Source organism: Streptomyces sp. NBC_01116 (genome assembly GCF_041435495.1).
Lineage (GTDB): Bacteria > Actinomycetota > Actinomycetes > Streptomycetales > Streptomycetaceae > Streptomyces.
Map to the genome: position 1 here is coordinate 6,659,054 of NZ_CP108644.1, position 21,211 is coordinate 6,680,264.

General features: G+C 68.1%; 14 protein-coding genes and 2 pseudogenes. 10 read left to right on the forward strand and 6 right to left on the reverse strand.

What is annotated here, in order from left to right:
* Positions 1 to 42: 42 nt before the first annotated feature.
* The 3 genes from OG245_RS29370 to OG245_RS29380 all read left to right on the forward strand — a co-directional run bounded on the left by OG245_RS29370 (position 43) and on the right by OG245_RS29380 (position 3,319).
* On the forward strand, positions 43 to 570 hold the full coding sequence (locus tag OG245_RS29370; protein ID WP_371626375.1) for a hypothetical protein: 528 nt from the start codon (positions 43 to 45) through the stop codon (positions 568 to 570).
* A gap of 157 nt (positions 571 to 727) precedes the next feature.
* Entirely contained in the window at positions 728 to 2,680 is a 1,953-nt protein-coding gene (locus OG245_RS29375) for an APC family permease (RefSeq protein ID WP_371626376.1), read from the forward strand.
* Between the two features lie 99 nt (positions 2,681 to 2,779).
* On the forward strand, positions 2,780 to 3,319 hold the full coding sequence (locus OG245_RS29380; protein WP_371626377.1) for a hypothetical protein: 540 nt from the start codon (positions 2,780 to 2,782) through the stop codon (positions 3,317 to 3,319).
* Here the strand turns inward: OG245_RS29380 and OG245_RS29385 are convergent.
* Positions 3,294 to 3,575, reverse strand: a pseudogene (locus tag OG245_RS29385) (transposase); the annotation flags it as partial. The gene OG245_RS29380 and the pseudogene OG245_RS29385 overlap by 26 nt on opposite strands.
* A 1,759-nt stretch (positions 3,576 to 5,334) precedes the next feature.
* On the opposite strand from OG245_RS29385, the gene efeO reads away from it, so the two are divergent.
* From efeO to OG245_RS29405, 4 genes are all read left to right on the forward strand, one after another.
* Positions 5,335 to 6,483 carry an iron uptake system protein EfeO gene (efeO, locus tag OG245_RS29390; protein ID WP_371626378.1) on the forward strand — a complete coding sequence of 383 codons (1,149 nt, stop codon included), beginning with the start codon at positions 5,335 to 5,337 and terminating at the stop codon, positions 6,481 to 6,483.
* A gap of 27 nt (positions 6,484 to 6,510) precedes the next feature.
* On the forward strand, positions 6,511 to 7,785 hold the full coding sequence (gene efeB, locus OG245_RS29395; RefSeq protein ID WP_371626379.1) for an iron uptake transporter deferrochelatase/peroxidase subunit: 1,275 nt from the start codon (positions 6,511 to 6,513) through the stop codon (positions 7,783 to 7,785).
* A 19-nt stretch (positions 7,786 to 7,804) separates the two neighbouring features.
* Positions 7,805 to 8,695, forward strand: a complete 891-nt coding sequence (gene efeU / locus OG245_RS29400) for an iron uptake transporter permease EfeU (RefSeq protein ID WP_371626380.1) — start codon at positions 7,805 to 7,807, stop codon at positions 8,693 to 8,695.
* 1,126 nt (positions 8,696 to 9,821) lie between these two features.
* A complete protein-coding gene (locus OG245_RS29405; protein ID WP_371628023.1) occupies positions 9,822 to 11,939 on the forward strand; it encodes a DUF2075 domain-containing protein in 2,118 nt (705 codons plus the stop codon).
* A 57-nt stretch (positions 11,940 to 11,996) separates the two neighbouring features.
* Here OG245_RS29405 and OG245_RS29410 read toward each other — a convergent pair whose 3' ends face one another.
* From OG245_RS29410 to OG245_RS29420, 3 genes and pseudogenes are all read right to left on the reverse strand, one after another.
* Complete coding sequence (locus OG245_RS29410; protein ID WP_222517947.1) at positions 11,997 to 12,125, reverse strand: DUF6408 family protein; 129 nt, start codon at positions 12,123 to 12,125, stop codon at positions 11,997 to 11,999.
* Between the two features lie 267 nt (positions 12,126 to 12,392).
* The gene (locus tag OG245_RS29415) at positions 12,393 to 14,264 is read right to left on the reverse strand and encodes a DNA/RNA helicase domain-containing protein (RefSeq protein WP_371626381.1); all 1,872 of its coding nucleotides are present in this window, start codon (positions 14,262 to 14,264) and stop codon (positions 12,393 to 12,395) included.
* 146 nt (positions 14,265 to 14,410) lie between these two features.
* Positions 14,411 to 15,920 (reverse strand): annotated as a pseudogene (locus tag OG245_RS29420) (helicase-related protein); the annotation flags it as partial.
* A 26-nt stretch (positions 15,921 to 15,946) separates the two neighbouring features.
* On the opposite strand from OG245_RS29420, the gene OG245_RS29425 reads away from it, so the two are divergent.
* From OG245_RS29425 to OG245_RS29435, 3 genes are all read left to right on the forward strand, one after another.
* Entirely contained in the window at positions 15,947 to 16,117 is a 171-nt protein-coding gene (locus OG245_RS29425) for a hypothetical protein (protein ID WP_371628104.1), read from the forward strand.
* Between the two features lie 551 nt (positions 16,118 to 16,668).
* Positions 16,669 to 17,403 (forward strand): thioesterase II family protein, encoded by a 735-nt coding sequence (locus OG245_RS29430; RefSeq protein ID WP_371626382.1) that lies wholly within the window; start codon positions 16,669 to 16,671, stop codon positions 17,401 to 17,403.
* Between the two features lie 222 nt (positions 17,404 to 17,625).
* Positions 17,626 to 19,848 carry a BTAD domain-containing putative transcriptional regulator gene (locus OG245_RS29435; protein ID WP_371626383.1) on the forward strand — a complete coding sequence of 741 codons (2,223 nt, stop codon included), beginning with the start codon at positions 17,626 to 17,628 and terminating at the stop codon, positions 19,846 to 19,848.
* Positions 19,849 to 19,868: 20 nt separating this feature from the next.
* On the opposite strand, the gene OG245_RS29440 is transcribed toward OG245_RS29435, so the two are convergent.
* Both OG245_RS29440 and OG245_RS29445 read right to left on the reverse strand, forming a co-directional pair.
* Positions 19,869 to 20,369: a hypothetical protein gene (locus OG245_RS29440; protein WP_371626384.1), complete on the reverse strand. Its 501-nt coding sequence runs from the start codon at positions 20,367 to 20,369 to the stop codon at positions 19,869 to 19,871.
* Between the two features lie 13 nt (positions 20,370 to 20,382).
* Entirely contained in the window at positions 20,383 to 21,024 is a 642-nt protein-coding gene (locus tag OG245_RS29445; RefSeq protein ID WP_371626385.1) for a flavin reductase family protein, read from the reverse strand.
* Positions 21,025 to 21,211 lie beyond the last annotated feature (187 nt).

Consider the following 21,211-nt stretch of genomic DNA (forward strand, 5'->3'; position numbering starts at 1 on the left):
CGACGCGTCGCGGACTGCCGTGGCCGAACGGAGGCGCTGAGCATGCTGGTCCGGGCCGACGGCGAGTGGCCGGTCATCCACCAGTACCTGTCCTGCGGTGAACTCAGCGCCAACCGGATCGACAGCGACGACAACGCACTGGTACTGGTGCACCTGCCGCCAGCGGATGGTCGACCGACAGGGGGCACAGGAGAAGGTCACAGAGCGCATCGGCAAGTCGCAGATGTACGTCTCCAGACAACGTGGTCCAGGCCGAGCTCGCCGCCGGTGCGGATCGCTGCCCGCGCCGACGAGCTTCAGGCGATGCCGCCCCGGCCGCTTTCGACACTGCGGCCGCTCCGTGGCACGAGGCCCTCGAGGACCTGGACGAAAGACGTCCTCGCCGAGGCCAGCGCCGCTGCCCGTCCGACACCACGATCGAGGACAGCTCCGGGGCGCGGCGGCGCCACTGCTGGGCGTTGTCGTCGTGGCGTCCGAGAAAGAGGGCCGTGTACTCGATTTCCTGCTCGGTGGTGGTGGACGGCTCTGCAGTGGACGGTCCATTGGGCTGCACAAGTTTCGCCCCGATGACGCGCGACCGAGCGCAGGGAGTTCTACGCCGGGGGGGACGGCGGGGTGGCCGTCCTCCCGGCAGTGCCTGCTGAGTGAAGGGGCCTGGAGGGTATGGGTGAGCGGCTGCTGGTTGTGCCTGCACCGTCGTGGAGCACCTGCCCGTTTCGATGGCCACATGACCTTTGATCGGCTGACGTACCGCGTCAAGCGGCGGCTCCTCGGAAAGCCGCTCACGACCGAACGTGCCGGTGAGGAGAAGCTGGGCAATCGGACGGCGCTCGGTGTGCTCGCGTCCGACTGCATCAGTTCGTCGGCCTACGGATCCGAGCAGATGCTCCGGGTCCTCGTGCCGGTCGTCGGAGCAGCCGCCTTCACCCTGGTCCTGCCGGTGACCGGTGCGATCCTGCTGGTCCTGCTGCTTCTGACGATCTCCTACAGCGATGTCGTCACGATCTACACCCGGGCCGGCGGCTCCTACGTGGTCGCCCGGGAGAACTTCGGGCCGAACGTCGCGCAGGTCGCCGCCGTGGCGCTGCTGGTCGACTACGTCGTCACCGTCGCCGTCCAGGTGTCGGCCGGCACGAACGCGCTGGTCTCCCTCGCCCATCTGGTCGGCAACGGCTGGACAGGGCTGGACCATCTCCAGCTCCCGTTCTCCGTGCTGGTGATCGTGCTGCTCGCGTACGGGAATCTGCGCGGAGTCCGCGAGGCCGGCCGCATGTTCGCGCTGCCCGCCTACCTCTTCATCGCCGCGATGGGCCTGGTCTTCCTCGCCGCGGCGGTACGCGCACTGACAGGCGAGCTGCCGCACGCCGACCTGACCGCTCCAGGGGCGGTACCACTCGGAGCCCCGAGCGACGGGTGGCTCTACGGTGCTTCGCTCTTCATCGTGCTGCGTTCCTTCGCCAACGGCGGCTCATCGCTCACCGGGCTCGAAGCGATCTCGAACGGCATCTCCGCCTTCCGTGAACCGCAGGGCCGCAACGCCCGGCGCACCCTCATCACCATGAGCTGCGTGCTCGCCGTCCTGGTTCTGGGCGTCTCTGCCCTCGCTCATTTCACCCACGCCGTCCCGTACACCGACGGGACGCCAACTGTCATCGCACAGGAAGCGCGGCTCGCCTTCGGGAACGGGACGGTGGGGACGATCGGGCTGGTCTTCGTGCAGCTGGCGACCGCCCTGGTCCTCTACACCGGTGCCAACACCCCCTTCACCGGCTTCCCGTACCTGGCCAGCTTCGTCGCACAGGACCGGTTCCTGCCACGTGTGCTCACCCGGCGCGGGCACCGGCTGGCCTTCTCCAACGGCATCATCACCCTCTCCTCTCTCTCACTCGCCATCCTTCTCGTCACGGGCGCCAGCGTGGACAGGCTCGTTGCCCTGTACGCGATCGGCGTGTTCACCGCCTTCACCATGGCCGGAGCTGGCCTCACCGCCTACCACCTGCGCAGGCGTGAACCACGGCGCCGACTGAAGATCACGGTCAACGCACTCGCGGCGGTGGTCTCCGCCGCCGTGGTGCTGATCTTCGCCGTCACGAAGTTCACCGAAGGCGCCTGGCTCGTCGTCATCGTCTTTCCGCTCGGGGTCTGGGTATTGATCCGGATCAACCGCGAGTACCGGCGTGAGGCCGCCGCGCTGGAGCGGCTGCCCGCGGGCGCGGACCGGCCGCGCACACGTCGCCACCAGGTGTTCGTCCTGGTCGAGACGCTGGACCTGGCCACGTTGAAAGCCCTGCGGTACGCCCACGAACTGCGGCCCGACGCCGTCCGGGCCGTGCACTTCGCCATCGACGAGGCACACGCACGCCGGCTGTCAGTCCTCTGGGCGTCGACGTCCGCGACCTCGGCGGAGTTGGAACTGGTGGCCTGCCCGGACCGCCGACTACGTCATGCGATGCGGGAACTGGCCATGCGGACCACGCAGGACGGGAAGACGTCTTTGACGGTGCTCGTGCCCCGTCGGCTGTACGCCAACGCCCTGGGCAAACTCCTCCACCGGGGCACCGGCGAGAAGATGGCACGGACCCTGGAGCAACTGCCGCACGTCGCGGTCACGATTCTCCCGTTCAACGCATCGCACGCCATCCAGGCTCTGGAGGCGCACCGGCTGCCGGACCTGGAATGAGACCGATGTGCGCGGGTCCCGTTCCATCCTGACGGCTGCCCGCTCGCATCCATGCCCGTCCCCCGGTGCCCCGCCCGGCCGGGTGGCAAAGAGGGATCAGTGCGCGACCGGACCTTCGTACTGCGGGGAGAGATCGTAGTCCTCGACGAGCAGGAGAAATCGCGCCTCCGGTCGCCACCTCATCACGTCGCCGTCATTCTGTTGATGGAAAAGGGTCCTCAAGGGATTGGTAGCCACAAATCGATGCGGGACATCTCCAACGGATACACGGGCCACAGCAGCGCTGACAGGACCCGCATCCTGGCCCGCGCGCTTCCGCCCCTCCTTGTGGTTCTCGGGATCGCCTGGCAGGCGGTCACACCGCAGGAGATCACCGGCACCCCGTTCTTTACCGCGGCCCCCCTTGTCGCAGCCCCTCTCTTCGCTCGGTGGGTAGCGGCGTTCTTCGGTGCTGTCGGCATCCTGGCCGCCGTCCTGCTCCACGTCGTGGGCGGAAAGGTGACACAGGACGCCGCTGCCCAGTACCTCACGACGGAGCTGGCCACCATCGCCTTCGCAACCGTCTTCGCGGTCCTGATCCACGGAGTCGTGGAGCGTGCCCGAAACCAGGCCGCTACCGCGCGAGGAGTGGCCGAGTGAGTCTGCGGTAGCAGATGAAGGTGCAGGCGATGCTCGTGAAGGCGAGGAAGTGGTCGGCTGTGCGTCCGTAGCGTCGGTGGAGGCGGCGGCAGCCGGCGAGCCAGGCCATGGTGCGTTCCACGGGTCCAGCAGTGGCGGCCCAGCCGTTGCCAGGACTCGACCCCTTCCGGGCGATGCGGTGAGTGATGCCCCGCTCGCGTAACCATCGCCGCAGATGAACGTAGTCGTAGCCCTTGTCGGCGTGGAGTTTGCTGGGCGGATCAGGGCCTGGCTGTATGTGCCCGTCGACGTAGGAGCCGTTGCGGGTGCAGGTCCAGTCCGTGCGCAGGGCACAGTCGTGGCAGGCGAGGGTTCCGACCATGTCGGGGAAGCGGCGCTGCCATTCCGCGTTCAGCTTGTAGATGTCCCGGGTGAGCGGGATGTTCTTGCCGCACCGGCAGCACCGGATACGGAACGGGACAGGTACTACGGATCTCCTGATCACTCGGGGGGCCGGAGGGAACTGCCGACAGTCTGCCCGGCGAGGAGTACGAGTCGGCCCAGCGCTTGGCGGCGGTACGGACCGCAGCTTTCCGCACGTCGATGGGGGCTTCCGTCGGCATCCGGGCGGAGGCGTGGAACCTGAGGTCACTGAGCGCTTCGTGCCGCTCCTGCCAGGGCAGATCGAGGAGGTCCCGCTCGTTGAGCGTGAAGGGGCCCTACTTCTGCACCAGCACCGTGCATGATGCAGCTGAGTACGGCGTTCTTCTTCGTTTCCACCGACACATTCCCCATGTTGAGGATGCGCGGGAATCCTTGCTCGCCTCGGGGCTTACGTGGCTTGCGGGCCTTGTCCCACCCCATTGCGCCCGCCCCCGGCGAGAAGATGTCGAGGATGCTGTAGCAATTGCCGTACGTCGTGGTCACGATCGTGCCGTTCAACGCATCGCACGCCATCCACGCCCTGGAGTCGGACCGTCTGCCCGACATGGACTGAGGCGGGGCGGCGCTGCGTGGTTGACCCACGGTCTGCCCTGCGGGCCAACTACTGCGCACATGAGGTCTCCGGCCGCTCGCCCTCACTGCCGGTGAGCTTCGCAGGGCGGTGCCGTGATCAGGCACCACGATTCCCCGGAGAGGCCGCCAGATGGTCAGGCCCTTCACGTCGGGCAGGTCCGTTCCGCTCAGGTCCACACTGCCCAGGTCCGCGTTATTCAGGTTCCCTTCACGCAGACTCGCTCCGTTGCCGAGAACGTTCTGCTGCTGGTCTCCACTCCAGAGCACCCGGCGACTGCTGATCGCGCAGAAGAACGAAGTGTGCGTCAGCCAACGTCCGCAGCCCGTAGGTCGATCAGCTGCTCCAGCGCCTTGTTCTCCTCCGGCTCGTCATCGGCCTCGTGAACGAGCGGGTTGCGGATCGCCGCGTACATCCTGCGGGCGAACGCGGGCCGCGCCGGACCCCTCGGTGCCTTCGGGCGAGGGAACCACGGACCGATGCGAGCGGCACGAGAGCGCAACAGCCGCCAGGGGCGCGGATACGCCGGAAGCCGAACATCGTATGGCAAAACCTTTACCAAGCGTGAGTCACGGGTGTCTAAGGTTTACCTAACCTCATGGCCAACTCTTGCTCGGCTTCCGATACGCAAACGGGATCAATGGCCTGTTGACGGGGTTGGAAGGCCGTGGGCGCGGCGATGGGGAACCGGGTCACCGGCAGTGCGACCACACGTGTGTCGCGTCCGTCGGGGAGGCGGGCGCGTTTCGGTCATCGGCCAGGTCCGAGCGCGTTTTCGGGCTCATCGGGTCGGGCCCGGGCGGGGCGGATGGCGGAAGTGAAGACGTGTCCGGAGCCCACCGGGAAGGCGACGCACTCCGTCTCGCGATGAGGGCGAGAGACACCCGGGGCGCCCGGACCGCGTGTCTGTCCGCCCGAGTGACGGCTCCGGCGGCAGGGCTCTCCGTCAAGTAAGGGTCGGCTAAATTGAGCTCGCCTCGTCCGAGGTCAGAGCCCCTACCCACCATTCTCCGGAGCCCGCATGCGCCCCGTCCGCTTCTCCGCCGTCGCCACCGTGGCGGCCGTGACTGCCCTGACCGCTGTGACGGGGTGCGCCGAGAAAGCCGACGCCGGCGGCGACGGCGCGGTGAAGGTCACCGCCACCGACACCTCCTGCGAGGTCTCGAAGAGGACGTTCCCCTCCGGCCATCTCCAGCTCGCCGTCGAGAACAAGGGCTCGAAGGTCACCGAGGTCTATGTGCTCTACCCCGACGACCGCATAGTCACCGAGCGCGAGAACATCGGTCCCGGTACGAAGGCGAACATCACGGCAGAGATCAAGCCCGGTCCGTACGAGATCGCCTGCAAGCCCGGCATGAAGGGTGACGGAATCCGGCAGAAGGTCGAGGCGACCGGTGGCAAGGCCGTCAAGCGCGACCCCGAGCTGGACGCCGCGGTCGCGGCCTACCGGCAGTACACGCTCGACCAGGCGGAGGAGACCCTCCCCAAGGCCCAGGTGTTCGCCGACGCGGTCAAGGCCGGAGACGTCGAGGCCGCGAAGAAGGCTTACGCGGAATCGCGCATCGGCTGGGAGCGCACCGAGCCCGTCGCGGAATCGTTCGGCGACATCGACCCGAAGGTCGACCTCCGCGAGGACGGGCTGGAGGAGGGCCAGGACCTGGAGAAGGACTGGACCGGCTGGCACCGCCTGGAGCGGTCCCTGTGGCAGGACAAGAAGATCACCGCGCGCGACAAGGAACTCGCCGACCTGCTCATCAAGGACCTGACCGTCTGGCAGAAGAAGGTCGGCACGGCGGAGATAACCCCGACGTCGATGGCCAACGGCGCCAAGGAACTCCTCGACGAGGTCGCCACCGGCAAGGTCACCGGCGAGGAGGAGCGCTACAGCCACACCGACCTGGTCGACTTCAAGGCGAACGTGGAGGGCGCGCAGAAGTCCTACGAGCTGCTGAAGCCGGTCGCCTCGAAGAACGACGCGGCGCTCACCGAGGAACTGGACACCCGGTTCGCCGAGCTGAACACGCTGCTGGACAAGTACCGCGCGGACAAGAACAGTTACGTCTTCACCTCGTACGACAAGGTGGGCAAGGCGGAGCGCAAGGAGCTGTCCGACGGCGTCAACGCGCTCGCGGAGCCGCTGTCGAAGCTCGCCGCCGCTGTGGCGAAGTAACCGGCCGGCGAGAGCGGAGCAACGGTCATGACGGACACGTCCCACGGTCCGGCCGATACCGCGGCCCCTTCGAGGGCGGGGCGCCCCTCCCGGCGGTCGGTGATCGGCTGGGGCGGCGCCGGGCTCGTGCTGGGCGCGGGAGCCGCGGGCGGAACCGCGATGACGCTCGCCGGAGGCGCGGAGCCGGCCGAAGAGGCCGGTGCCGCGGTGCCGTTCCACGGCGAGCACCAGGCGGGCATCGCCACGGCCGTTCCCGACCGGCTCCACTTCGCGGCCTTCGACGTCACGACCCGGGACCGGGCCGCACTCGTCCAGCTCCTCAAGGACTGGACGGCCGCGGCCACCCGGATGACCCAAGGGCACGCGGTCGGCGACGGAGCTTTCGAGGGCCTGCCCGAAGCGCCCCCGGACGACACGGGCGAAGCCCTGGGCCTCAAGCCGTCCCGCCTCACCCTGACCGTGGGCTTCGGCCCCTCCCTGTTCGCCGCGGGCCGCTTCGGCCTGGAGCGCCGCAGACCCGGAGCACTGGTCGAGCTGCCCAAGTTCCCCGGCGACAACCTCGACGCCGCACGCAGCGCAGGAGACCTGTGCGTCCAGGCATGCGCCGACGACCCCCAGGTCGCGGTGCACGCCATCCGCAACCTCGCCCGCATCGGCTTCGGCAGGGTCGCGGTCCGCTGGTCGCAACTCGGCTTCGGCAAGACCTCCTCGACCACACCCGACGCACAGACACCGCGCAACCTCTTCGGATTCAAGGACGGAACCAGCAACGTCTCCGGCACCGACCGGGCGATGCTGGAGCGCCATGTCTGGGTACCCCCGGCCGACGGCCCCGACTGGATGGCCAAGGGGTCCTATCTCGTGGCACGCCGGATCCGGATGCACATCGAGACCTGGGACCGCACCTCCTTGCAGGAACAGGAGGACGTCATCGGCAGGAACAAGGGCGAAGGCGCACCCGCGGGCAAGACGCGTGAACACGACACCCCGTTCCTCAAGGCCATGCTGCCCACCGCGCATGTGCGCCTCGCACACCCGGACTCCAACGGGGGAGCGAGGATGCTGCGCCGCGGCTACTCCTTCACCGACGGGACCGACGGCCTCGGACGTCTGGACGCCGGCCTGTTCTTCCTCGCCTACCAGCGCGATGTACGGGACGCGTTCATCCCCGTACAGCGGAACCTGGCGCGCAACGACGCGCTCAACGAGTACATCCAGCACGTGGGTTCGGCCGTCTTCGCGATACCCCCGGGCGTCCTGGACGAGGACGACTGGTGGGGCCGAGGGCTGTTCTCCTCATGAACACAGCGGAGGGACCGGCATGTTCGGCAACTATCTGATCGGCCTGCGCGAAGGGCTGGAGGCGAGTCTCGTCGTCTGCATCCTCGTCGCCTACCTGGTCAAGACCAAGCGTCGGGACGCGCTGAAGCCGGTATGGGCCGGCATCGGCGTCGCGTGCGCGATCTCGCTCGCCTTCGGCGCGGTACTGGAGTTCGGCTCCCAGGAACTGACCTTCGAGGCTCAGGAGTTGCTCGGCGGATCCCTGTCGATCATCGCGGTGGGCCTGGTCACCTGGATGGTCTTCTGGATGCGGCGCACCGCCCGTCACCTCAAGGCGGACCTCCACGGGAAGCTGGACGCCGCGCTGCAGATGGGAGCGGGGGCCCTGGTCGCGACAGCCCTGCTCGCCGTGGGGCGAGAGGGCCTGGAAACCGCCCTGTTCGTCTGGGCCTCGGTCCGCGCCAGCGGCGAAGGCACTTCGGCACCGCTCATCGGCGTGCTGCTGGGCATCGCGACGGCCATCGTGCTCGGCTACCTGTTCTACCGGGGCGCTCTCAAGATCAACCTGGCAAAGTTCTTCACCTGGACCGGCGGCATGCTCGTGATCGTCGCCGCGGGTGTACTCGCCTACGGAGTCCACGACCTGCAGGAGGCACGCTTCCTGGGCGGGCTGGCCGACAAGGCGTTCGACGTCAGCGCCACCATTCCGCCCGACAGTTGGTTCGGCACGCTCCTCAAGGGCGTCTTCAACTTCCAGCCGGACCCGACCGTTCTCCAGGTCGTGGTGTGGTCTCTGTATCTGATGGTGACCATGTCCTTCTTCCTCGCGCCGCAGCGGCCCTCGTGGAAGGTGCCCTCGACCGTGCCGACACCGGTAGGGGAGCGCACTCAGACGCCGAGTAGAGCCTCGCAGAAACGGCCAGGTGCTTAGACCGTGTCCTACGTGGTGAGGCGGATGAGTCGCTTGTAGCTCGGTGGTGCGCGCAGGGTCAGACGGTGGAGGCGCCTCCTCCATGGCGCGGGGCGGCGAACAGGTCCGCGAGCCCGCCCCGGCCCCGTCGGCTCCCTCCGTTTCCGTCGCCGCGCGCACGTAGCGCACACTATGCCCGTAACGACGTGACCCGTATGCCGGATTTGTGTGTCGCGCGCTGTTGAGCTGCACGTATTTCCACATGCTTTCGTGTCCACATGTTTCGCGATGACGCATCATGTGGAGTGCGTGGCGATTCTGGAGCCGGTGAAGAAGGACGCCTGACCTGGGGTTTCCTGGTCTTCGTGAGCTGCTCGACCTGTTTCCGGGCCAGCAACGCGTGAGGGCGCGTCGGTCCTGCTGAATCAACCTGACCTGCGGTTTCAGTACGGGACGTCGCGGTCCTAGCTAGCGGCATCAGGGCTTTCCTCGGGCTGCTGACGCTCAATTGACGCACGTTCTGAAGCCCCGTCACGTTGGCCCGGCCGCGTCCACGGACGCGGCCGGGCCAACGGCTTGGTCGCCGACCCGCAAGCCGCCGGCCCTATGACATCGCGAATGCCAAGCCTGATTTTTGGCTGATGACACTCACTCATTGCCGGGTGTCGCCCCAGTAGCGATTTCTCAGCGTCACTGACCACAGCCATTCTCGACGAGCGGCTGCTGGACTTCGAGGTCCTGTCCATTAAGGCGTTGCTCGCCGGCTTCAGGACTTGCGGCCCGTGGCCCGAGAACATGCCGCCGTCGGACTGGTGGGCGGACTTCGGACTGCCCGCGACAGGGGCGACGGAGCCCGCCGGGAACAGCGGTGGGCAGCTGGCGGCGGTCGCCCGGGAGTTTTCGGTCCGCGCAGTCGCGCCCCGAGAATGAGTTGACAGTTATCGGCTCAAGATCTAGGGTCCATGACCCGTACTGCTTGATCCAGCTATGATCGACGCAGTTCTCGCCGACAGCCGAGGTGCCGTTCTTCGGCAGGTCGGGCCTTACTAGGATTACTCCAACCGATTGCGGCCCGACGGGCTTCCTGAACAGGACATGCCCCCACCCGCACGAGTCACTCGTGCCCTGGGGGAACCACCTCGTGTCCATGCTCCTGCTGAAACTGTCGGCGGAGGATCTGCTCACTCTGAATTCGCGTCGCAGAATGGTTCCGCACCTTGCTGCCCGATGGCGCCACTTCAGGGGCGCGGACGCCTCATTGTCGGAACGTTCCGCGTGGGCGGAAAGCCTGGTGAGCCTGGCGAACGACCTGGTCGCGGCGGAGCGCGGCAACGTGGAGATGATCGTCGAATGTGCCGCCACGCTCGACGAGGTGAACCGGTCCGAGAACCCACGCCTCATCGACGTCGTTCTGGTGGGCCGACACCCGGAACGCAACGTGCCGTCGGTCCAGTTGGTCGAGCTGAAGCGCTGGTCGACGGTGACCAGGGTGGAGCAGGCCACGGCAGACCTGCTCTACGTGCCGGCCATGGACGAGGTGAAGCAGCACCCTGCACTGCAATTGCGCTCGTATTACGAGGCGTTCACGAGTGACAGGGGCCCCTTCCGGCGCTCGGACTTCGAATGCGGAGGTTTCGCCTACCTGCACAACGCCGCGGATGATTCGGTTCGGCCCTTGACCGACGTGGACGCGCCGACAGGTGCCTACGCCCGCGTGTACACGAGAGACCGGCGCGCACAATTGCTGTCCGACCTCCAGCGGAACTTCGCCGTTGAAGGCGCGGCCTCAGAGGCCGAGAGGATGCTGCAGAACATGGGGTTGCGCAACACCCCGCTGCTCGACGCGATGATCTGGTCCCGCGGGGCCGACACCGTTTTCACCCTCCGTGGGCGCCAGAAGGCAGTCGCCGACCAGGTCCTGGAATCGGCCGCCAAGGTTCTACCGGATCCCGAGCGTCCCACCTTGGTCCCGGACGAGCAACGGGTGATCTTCCTGGTGACCGGTGGCGCCGGAACGGGAAAGAGCGCGATCGGACTGCAGATCAAAGCGGAGCTGGAGGCACAAGGCCGCACGGTCAACTACGCAAGCGGCAGTAGGGCGTTCAACGGCGCGCTTCAAGAGCACGTCGGATACGGAGACCGGGAGTTCAGGGAGTCGTTCACGTACTTCAGCAATTTCGTCAGACCACCGGAGCCACCCCTGGACGTGTTGATCTGCGATGAGGCACACCGACTACGCGACCGCTCGACGAATCGATTCTGGAAGCCCGAGGACTGGGGCACGGGGCCACAGGTGGACGAGCTCCTCGCCGCGTCGCGACTGACGGTCTTCTTCATGGATGAAGGGCAGTCGGTGAGGCCGAACGAGGTCGGTACCGTACAGCTGATCAAGGAGGCTGCTGCCCGCCACGATGCCCGCCTTGTTGAGGTCGGGCTTCGCGAGCAGTTCCGCTGTGGCGGCAGCGACGCCTACCCCCGTTGGGTGCGCGCCGTGCTCGGTGTGACGGACGAGGAGGCCGAGTGCTGGCGCCCGGACGGCCTGATGCACGTCGAAGTGGCGGACACCCCTGAGGAACTCGAACGGATCATCCGTGCCGAAGCGCTGGCCGGTGCGTCTGCGCGCATGGTCGCCGGCTATTGCTGGCCTTGGACCAAGCCACTCGGCAAGGAGAGGCGGCTGGAGGCCGATGTGCGCATCGGCAACTGGCACCGGCCGTGGAACGCGGACAGCGACACCTTCTGCGCTGACGACGTGCCCCCGTCCAAGATATGGTCCGTGCACGAGAACGGCCTCGGCCAGATCGGTTGTGTCTATACGGCGCAGGGCCTCGAATGGGACTGGTGCGGCGTCATCATGGGCGAGGACATGGTGCGCCGAGACGGCCAATGGGTGTTTCGTCGGGGCAAGGAGCGCAAGGACGAGGAGTCCGACGCCAAGCGGGTGGCTTGCCCCGGCTCGTTCGACCCGAAGGTGAAGGCGGGCAGTGTCGACGACGAGGAATTCGCCAGACTCGTCCGCCACGCTTATCACGTGCTGATGACCCGGGCCAGCCGGGCAACCGTGCTCTATTCCACAGACGAGGAGACCCGGACCTACCTCAAGGAACTCGTCGGGCCGGTCGAGATCCACGCGTTGCGTCCTACGCGGGAGAATCTGCCTGCCGAGGCGCGTAAGCCGCACCTGCCCCGGCCCAGCAGGGGAAGACGTGGCAAGAGGAATCGGAAGGGGCGCAAGTCGCAGGGGCCCGATCTGACGCTGTTCTGAACGCGCTTTCGCGTTCGGTGTGAGTGGCGGGCTCACCGGGCCCGCCACCCGCCTGCTCTAGAAGAGCAGACCCGCAATCGACAGCAAGGCCGTCACCACAAGATTGGTGACGACTCCGACGGCGATCTCGATCAGGATCTCGCGGATCCGTTCACGACGCGCAGGCTTGTACTCGACCGAGGTCATGGCCGCTCCAATGCAGTGAGATCGGAATGGCAGGGGGACGCCCTGCGGGCATCCACGCTCGCGTCGTGTGTCGCCACACGACGGGCACAACCATTCGTCGCTCACGGGTCATTGGGGCATGCGTACCGACCCTTGCCTCGTACCCTCCGGGAAGGTGCGCAGCGCGATCATGCTATCTCGCGGCCTCGCCCGCGCGTCGTGGTTTTCGCAGTGTTCCAGTGGTCGAGAGCGCCCTGATTTTCGCGGCGCCTCGAAGGCGGTTGGTGCTCAAGGTGTCGGAGGGATCAGCGTGCGGAGCTTCTCGCGGGTCTCGGGATCCGTCGAATAGACGACCGTCCCGATCATGCCCCGGGTGAGAAGCACCTTGTACGTATTGCGCACGAGGCGATCCACGTCGTCGTCCGATGTCGCCTTCGTGAACGATGGATCCTTCGACGCTGTGCGGTCCACCACCCAGTGGTCGGTCCGCCAGACGAGGTCCGGGCCCATGATGACACCCGACCAGTCGTACTCGAAGCCCTGCGCGGTGTACACACATCCGACCTGCCCGAACCCCTCGGGGGTGGTGGCCCACAGTGGCGCCGGCGGTGCGCCGAGCAGGGCTCGGTCACCGTAGAGGTTCCACGGCCTCGCCCAGTCACCGATGACCACGTCGGTGGGCAGCGCGTTCATACTGGAAGTGATCTTCGTCGTCCACTTCCAGCAGTAGCCCGCGGACATGCGGGCGCTATAGCCCTGCGCCCGTTGAGCGGCCAGGAAGTCTTCGAGTTCCTGCGGGGTGTCGACGGTCATCAAACGCACCTTGTCGTCCGGCTCCCACACGGTGGGATCTTGACCTTCGAGCCCCAGAAGGTCGACGACCCACTGCATGTACGCGTCGCTGCCACCACATCGGAACTGACTGTCCAGTTCCACCACGGTGCATGCGAGCCCCAATGCGGCGGCTGCTTCCCGAATCTGCTCCTCCGTCCCCATCTCGCCCGGTCGGACCACTTGGTGCTGGTCCAGCAGGAAGACCGGAACCCGAGCCGCTGCCATCAGCTCCGCCACCTGCGGTCGGCCCGTACGGAGCGTCGCCTTCGTGTAGCGGTTGGCGGAGGTCTTGCGCAAGCGGTGCGCCTCGTCGCAGACAAGGACGTCGAGATCGTTGGGCCCAGCCTCCATGAAGCTGTTGAAATAGCGGAAAAGCCGCTGCACTTCGGGCTTCCGGGTGCCGGCGATCTTGCGCATCGTCTTGGTGAACGACTGCGAGCCGGTGGCGTGCAGGGCGGGCACCCCGCGCCGGTAGAGGTCTCCGAGGAGAGACAGGGCGATCACACTCTTGCCGGAGCCCGGCCCCCCGGTCACCACGACGACCCGTTTGTGATCCGCTTGTCGCGCCCGCCGCACTGCGGCCATGACCGTCTCGTAGGCGAGCCGCTGTTCATCGAGCAGGACGAACTGTTCCCGGTCGCGCACCTCTGCGGCGGCAACGGCCATCAGCTGCCTCGACGGCCTGACCTTGGCCTGCAGCAAGGCATCGGCCGCATCCGCACCGGGTTTCGCGGCCAGGCGCGAACGCAGGTAGCTCAGGAAGGCGCCGCGCTGATCACCGGTGAACATCCGGCCGCGATCGTCTTCTGCGACATGGCGGAGGCCCGCCACTTTGGCCTCCGTCGCGTTGTGCAGGTATGCCACGCCGACGACCGACTTCGGACTGTTTTCCAGAGCCCCGTTGAACGAGACCAGGTAGTCACAGTAGCCGCGCACCTGCTCGATCGGATTGAGGATCGGATGGTCGTAGGCGTCGATATGGCAGAGCAGCGGATCCTCCGGCTCGGGGTGGGCTTCGCTCCACTGCTTCAGTTCGACCACCACGTACGACGCCTCACCGGTGGCTGGATGCACGCCGGCCAGTATCACGTCAGCGCGCTTGCTGGTCAGCGGCAGCCCGTACTCCAGCAGCATTTCCACTTCGCCGAGCCCGGCTTCCACGAGCACGTTGGTGAGTGCCGGGATGCTGCGCTCCCAAGCCCGAACCTCCGCCGGCTGGGGACGGTGACGGTGCTGGTGCAGGAAGTTCTCCGCCAGGAGCCGCGCCAATCGGCCCTCGACGTGGGTGCGGGTGGCCAGTGACGCCGCAGACTCACGGAACAGCAAGAGAATGCCCCCAGGCAGCACGAAGTAGCTCGTGCGGGTGGGGGCATGTCCTGGTTCCGCGAATGCGGAGTGGAAGCCTGTCGGGCCGCTGAGTCTGTCGCGGCCATTCTAGAGCAGGCAGCGGATCAAGAGCCTGGCCTCACGTTTCAACGGGTGGACGCGGTGTGGAACCGTACCGTGTCGTGCGAGGCCGCTCGCGCGCCGTCGAAGTCGGCCAGTCGCGCGGCAACGGTGGCCACCGCGAGACGCTGGGGGAGCGCTGCTGAGAACTTCAGGCCGTGTACGGCTCGGTGATCGACATCGGGCAACACCAGCGCGTTTCCGCCGTCGGCATCCGCACTCGCCACATGTCGGGTGTCAGGTCTTCCCTCAGCCGCACGTAGCAGTCCGTCGGTCGTTGAACGGGGTCACTGATCGACGGAAGGGTGGTGGCCAGTGTCGCGTTCGCCCGGTAGCCGGCCCACGTCCACCAACGCACATCCGTTCCCCGGCGGGTGATCAGGGAGCCGTCAGCATCCGTGATCTGTGGAGCATCTTCCTCACGCCACTCGGTCAGGCACGCCTCGGCCCGACGGGTCAGAGAAACCAAGGGGTCTGCTCCGAGAAGTACGTCGCGCATCGAGCGGGTCAAGGCTTACGAGCGACCGGCGAGGGAACCGCCCGTCCATTTGGCGACGCCACCACCGTCGGCCGGCTCGACGAAGGCCCGCTTGCGCCCCCAGTCGATGAACGTCACTTGCCAGCTGCGTCCGCCGAGCAGCAACAGGCGCGGGCCCGGCCGCTCTTCCATCCGGACGGAAGGGGCCGTCTGCCCGATCTCGGTACGACCGGACAGAACCGTGAACCCCGGGGGAGCGGGGAAGGAAGCGGTCAATTCGATGAAGTGACGCCGGCCGAGGCGTCGCTCCGCCTCGGGGCCGATGAAGAGCATGCCGGCGTCCTCGTCGAGGAATCCTTCGTTCACCAGGTGTCGCAGGATGGGAGCCGCTGAGCGGTCGAACGGGGCCAGCCCGTTCCACACTTCTTGCCATGTGCCGGTCACCGATGCGGTGCTGCTGGAGCGTGGCAGCGAGCAGCTGTTGCGCCACGAGATCGCGAGGTTCTGGAGGCGGTGTTACCGGTTCGACCCAGCCGCGGCCCCAGAGCAGCAGGAGAACGGCGGCTCGCAGCAGGGTGTCCTTGCCGGTGGCGAGGAACAGACAGTTGCGGGTGGTCCCCGAGCGCCTGTCGGTACGGCCGATGCGCTGGAGGAACGATGCCACGGTGCGGGGCGAGTCGATCTGGATGACGCGATCCAGGTCGCTCACGTCGATGCAGTTCCAGTGTGGAGGTGGAGACGATGACACAGTCTCGTGCCTCTGCGAGGGCCTGTTCCGACCTGGCTCTTTCGTCGGCCGAGAGCGAGGCGTGCGAGAGGAACACCGTCACTTCGCGCGCCCGCAGGGCGGCTCCCAGCTCCTCCACCTGTCGTCTGGACTCGCAGGACACCAGCCGCTTCTCTCCTCGGTGCAAGGCGGCGATCAGCTTGGACGCGTTGTCGAGCGACCCTACGTAGTCCAGCTCCACCTCGCCTGGAGGCCGGAGGTTCCCGGTCGTGAGGGCGACGGTCGGGGCTGCAGCAGAGGTGCGGGTGAGGTCGGGGGCTACGAGACGCCCCGGCGCTTGCCTGCACCCGATCCCTCTTGGTCTACACGGCACGGGCCAAGCAGCTCAAGGACATGGTGTACGCAGCCATGGGCGACGTGGCCGTGGTCGCTGGTGAGGATCACCGCCATGCACTGGGCCGCCGCGACCCGCAGCAGATCGCGCAGCCGCCCTATCGGCTTCCCTACCGTATGACGCCATCTCAATGACGCAGCATGTTGGGTGCGTCGCGACCCTTGAGCCTGTGGCAAAGGGTGCGTGACCTGCAGTTTTGTGTGCGCGCACTATGTGCGGTGTGGGCGTTACGGGCAATATCTTGACGTCAAGATGACGCTCATTACGGAGTTTCCGCAGCAGCCAGGAGAGTTGAGCATGGCCATGGCGTGTTCACCGAGGTAGCGGGTCTTGACGTGATCGCGATTGTGGCGTCGCCGTCAGCCGCGCGGGTGCTTGCCGCGCGCCTGGGAATGGAACGCACCGGCCGGCGCCCTGGTAAGCGCCTTGTCGGCCCATCACTTGATGTCGTCTGCGGTGAGGGCTGTCGTGCCGGCCCCGTCTGGCTCGGCGAAGCCGGCCGTCTCACCCGGCCGATCCTGCGTCGGGACTTGTGAGCCGTTTGAGCGCTCTTTGTAGGGCGACGCCCAGCATGGTCCCTGGCAGGCCGCAGTGGGCGGGCTCCAGGCGAGGAGACGCAGTGGACAGCGAGTGGTTGCGAAGGTTCGTCCCCCCGGGCGGGCGGCCTCCTGCCGGTGAGGGGGCGGTGCGCTTGGTCTGCTTCCCGCACGCGGGCGGGGCGGCCAGTACCTACCTTCCCCTCTCCAACGGCCTGGCGCCGGACGTCGACGTGGTCGCCGTGCAGTATCCGGGGCGACAGGACCGGCTCCGGCAGGAGCCGTTCACCGACATCCACCGGCTCGCCGAGCGCCTGGCCGAGGTCATCGCCGCCGCGGACGACGTCCCCCTGGCGTTCTTCGGGCACAGCATGGGAGCCGTTCTCGCCTACGAGACGGCCCGGCGGCTCATCGAGCGGGGGCGGCCCGGTCCCTCCCACCTCTTCCTGTCGGGCAGAGGCGCGCCCGACACGCGGCCCGAGGCCCTGGAGCGGCTCCGCACGGACGCCGACATTCTTCAGGTCGTGCGCCGGTTGGGCGGGACTGTTCCGCGTCTGTTGGAGGACCCTGACCTGCGCGAGATGGTCATGCCCGCGCTGCGCGCCGACTACCGGGCGATCGACTCCTACTCCTGGAAGGCCGGCCCGCCTCTGGACGTGCCCATCTCGGTCCTGATCGGTGACCGGGACCCGCTCATCTCCGTGGAGAGCACCGTCGGCTGGAGGGACCGCACCACGGCCGGCACGACGACGCACGTCTTCGCCGGAGGCCACTTCTACCTCGACGAACGCCTTCCCGAGGTGGTGGAGGCGATCCTGGACGGTCTGGGACCGCTCGTCGGGACCGCGGTCGGACCTGCCTCCTCGGCACGGGGCGGCGGCTGACCGGCCGCGTTGCCGCCGGCGGACACGCGGAGCCGCGTGCCGGTGGAACGCGGTCCCCACCCGGCTTTGTGCCTCCTTTGTGAGGGCTTGAAGCGTGGCCGGGGAGCATGACACCTGTTCCTGGCCGGTGCCCCGGGCCGCCTCGCGGCCGTCCCGCGGACCACCGGCCCGTGGTTCTGACACACAGCTGGGGGAGCTATGCAATTCCGCATTCTGGGTCCGGTGGAGGTAGTCGGGGGCGGGGGATCGGTGGCGCTGGGCGGCACCAAGCAGCGCGCCACACTCGGCTCGCTGCTGTTGCAGGCGAACAGGGTGGTCGCCACCAGCCAGCTGCTGAACTCCCTCTGGGAGGTGGACGACGCCCCGGTGACCGCTCGCAAGATCCTTCAGAACGCCATCTACGGACTGCGCGGCGTCCTCTCGGGCGGCTCCGCCGACGCACGGAGCGTCAAGCTGCTGACACAGCCCCCCGGTTACATGCTGCGCGTCGATCCGCGGCAGGTGGATCTGTACCTCTTCCAGCAGTTGGTCGCGGAGGGCCGACAGCAGCTGCACAGCGACCCCGAGGCGGCGTCCCGTCTGCTGCACGAAGCGCTCGGCCTGTGGAGGGGGCCGGTCCTCGCCGACCTGGTGGAGGCGGGCATGGAATGGCCCGAGCTCGCCGCGTTGGAGAAGTCGCGGCTCGACGCCACGGAGGACTACGTCGACGCACAGCTCGCCTGCGGACGTCATCACGCGGTCCTGGCCGACCTGGAACGGATGGTGCAGGCGGAACCGCTGCGCGAGCGGTCCTGCGCCCAGCTCATGCTCGCGCTGTACCGGTGCGGACGTCAGGCCGACGCGCTCAGTCTCTACGGCCGGGTCCGCTCCGTCCTCATCGAGGACCTCGGGCTGGAGCCCGGCCGCGGGCTGCAGAAGTTGCAGCAGGCGATCCTCACGCAGGACAGCGCGCTGTCCCTGGAGCCTGCCGGTGCGCGCGCCGCTGCCACCGTCTCCTTCGACGCCCGGGGCCAGGCACCGTCCGGACGCCGCGAGCCGGCCCCGGCCATCGGCGGCGGCGCCGCCCACGGCGGGCCCTCGCTCGCGGCCCCGGCCGCCCCGTCGGAGCGCTGCCGGACGATCCCGGACGCGGCGCCGTCCGGTGGCGCGCCGCAGGAGCCGCCGCGTCCGGTCGGCACCGAGCGGCTCCGGGTCGGCGTCCTGTCGGTGCGGACGAGGCTGGCCGTCCCGCTCGGCGCGAGCGGCCGGGAGGACCTGGACGACCTCCTCGACGGCGCCGCATCCGTGGTCAGGCAGCAGATCGAGCGGTTCGGGGGCTCGGTGACCGCGTCCATCGGGTCCACCACGCTGGCTCTCTTCGGCCTGAACGCCCCCGGGGAGGACGACGTGGTGCAGGCGGTCCGCGCGGCCCTGGCCGTACGGGACGTCCTCGATGTGTTCGACGGGGCCGGCGCCGACGGGGGAGGGCTGAGCATGTGCGCGGCCGTCGACATGGGTGAGGTGCTGCTGCGGCAGCGCCGTCCCGGGGACGCGCCCACGATCGTCGGCGCCGTGCTGGACGCGTCGCAGAGCCTGCTGTCCGACACGGACGCGGGCGAGGTCCGGGTCAGTGACGCCGTACGGCGGGGAACCGAGGACGTCTTCGTCTCCGTGCCGACGGAGACGCCGACGGGCGCCGGATGGCAGGTGATCGGGATAGTCGACGAGCAGCTCGGCAAGCCGGAGGCCGACGCCTCCGCCCGGAGCTATGAACTCGACTTCCTGCAGGAGCTGGTGCGACGGACCCAGCGCTGTTCGGCACCCCATCTGGTCACGCTGCTCGGGGAACGCGGCTCCGGCAAGACCCGTCTGCTCCGGGACCTCCGGCACCGGATCACCACCCGGTCCGAGCCGGCCCGATGCCTGAACGGCCGCACCCACGCCTCGTCCGGCGAACACCCGCTGCTGGCCCAGGCCCAGCTCCTCGCCGACTACTGCGGTGTCCGGCCCGGAGCCGACGTCGCCGAGGCGCGGGCGGCCGTCGACCGCGCCGTACGGTCCCTGGCCCCTTCACCGCCGACGGCCAGCCGGATGACCGCGCAGCTGGCGCGGTTGTTCGACCCGTCCGCGGTGAGGCACGAGACCGGGCCCGTGCTGGAAGCCTGGTGCGACTTCTTCCGCGAGGCCGCGCGTCGGTCCCCGCTCGTCCTCTGCCTCGACGACGTCCACCAGGCGGACGACGCGGTCCTGCGGGCTGTCGAGGAACTGGCCGAGTCGGCGGACGGCGCTCTGGTCGTCGTGGCCGCCGCCGACCCCAGCCTGCTGCGGCGCAGGCCGACGTGGGCCGGCGGCAAGAGCCATGCCACCACGGTCACCCTGGACCGCTCGGAAGCGTTCACGAACGAACAGTTGGTCTCGTTCCTGCTGTCCGCCGCCGGAAGCGCCCTCCCGCAGATGTGCGGCTGACGGGCGGCCCGGCGTACGTCTCAGGGCGCCGGCGTCACCCATCCGTCGTGGGCCCGCCGCAGCAGGCTGCGGGTTCCCAGCCCCAGAGCCTTCATCAGCCGGGCGGGCTCGATGCCGGGACTCGGCGCGTCGTCGCGGAGCATCACGCGGGCGGCACTCGCCACGACCAGGCCGTTCAGAGCGACAGCCTGCGGCCGGGGCAGCGCCGGGAGAACGACGGCCGGGGCGGGGCGCCCCGTCCGGCCGTCGGCGAGAGCCTTCCGCAGCATGTCCCCCGCGTGGCGCAGCAGCGTGGAGCGCGCCTCAGGATCATGGAGCTCGGCGGGGTCCAGGACTGCGGTGAGCGATTCGTCGACCGCCGCGAGCACCGCACGGGCGAAAGGAGTTCCGGGTGAGGCCTCGCTCCGTCGCCTGGCGGCTGCCGCCGAGCGTGCCAACCCCTCGTTGAGCGTCTCGACGAACCACTCCCCGGCCAGGACCGCGAGGTCACGGTCTCTTTCCGTTCCACCTCCGGTGCGCATGACGAGGTCCGCCTCACGTCCTGGCCGAGGCCGGCGACGCGGAGCGGAGCCGCTGGAAGGCGCCGTCGAAGAACAGCAGACCGGAGTCCTTCGGACCGACGCGTGCTCCCAGCACATCGCCGATGAATATCGAGTGGTCGCCCGATGTGTGGGAGTCGGACAGTTCGCACTCGAGCCAGGCGAGTGCGCCGGTCAGCAGTGGGGCTCCGGTGAGGGGCCCGGGCTTCCAGGCGACACCGTCGTACTGGGTCGGACCCAAGGGCCTCTTCTTGTCCGCGAAATAGCGCGCCAGTTCCTCCTGTTCGGCGCTGAGAACCGAGATCCCGAAACGGCGTTCCTTGGTGATCGCCTCATGCATGACCGCGCTGTGCGCCACGCAGCAGAGAATGGACGGCGGTACGAGAGAGACCGAACTGAAAGCGTTCGCCGTCATCCCGTGAACACTCTCACCGCCGACGCTCATCACGATGACGCCCGTCGCGAACCGCGCCATCGCTGCCCGCAGATCTGACGGTTCCATGTCCCCACCCACAGCTGCTTCCTCGGTCGTTGTCGCCCGCATACCGAATCCTCCAGCAGACTCAGTGGAATACAGATCGGATTTCTTCGGCGCCCGTGGTGTTTCCGGCCGCCGATGCACCGTATCCGCGGACATCCCACCTCCCGGTCACTGCCCAGTCTGCGTCCGGCGGTCGATTCCCACCGCCGTGGGATTGTTCGACCCGCCGTCACCGAGGAGCCCGCGGTGCGGTGCGGTGGGGCCGCGGCGAATTACCGCGCGCTTACTGCGAGGCGCATGACCGCCCGTACGCTGCGCATTCCGTGCCGCCCCGGGAGTCCGT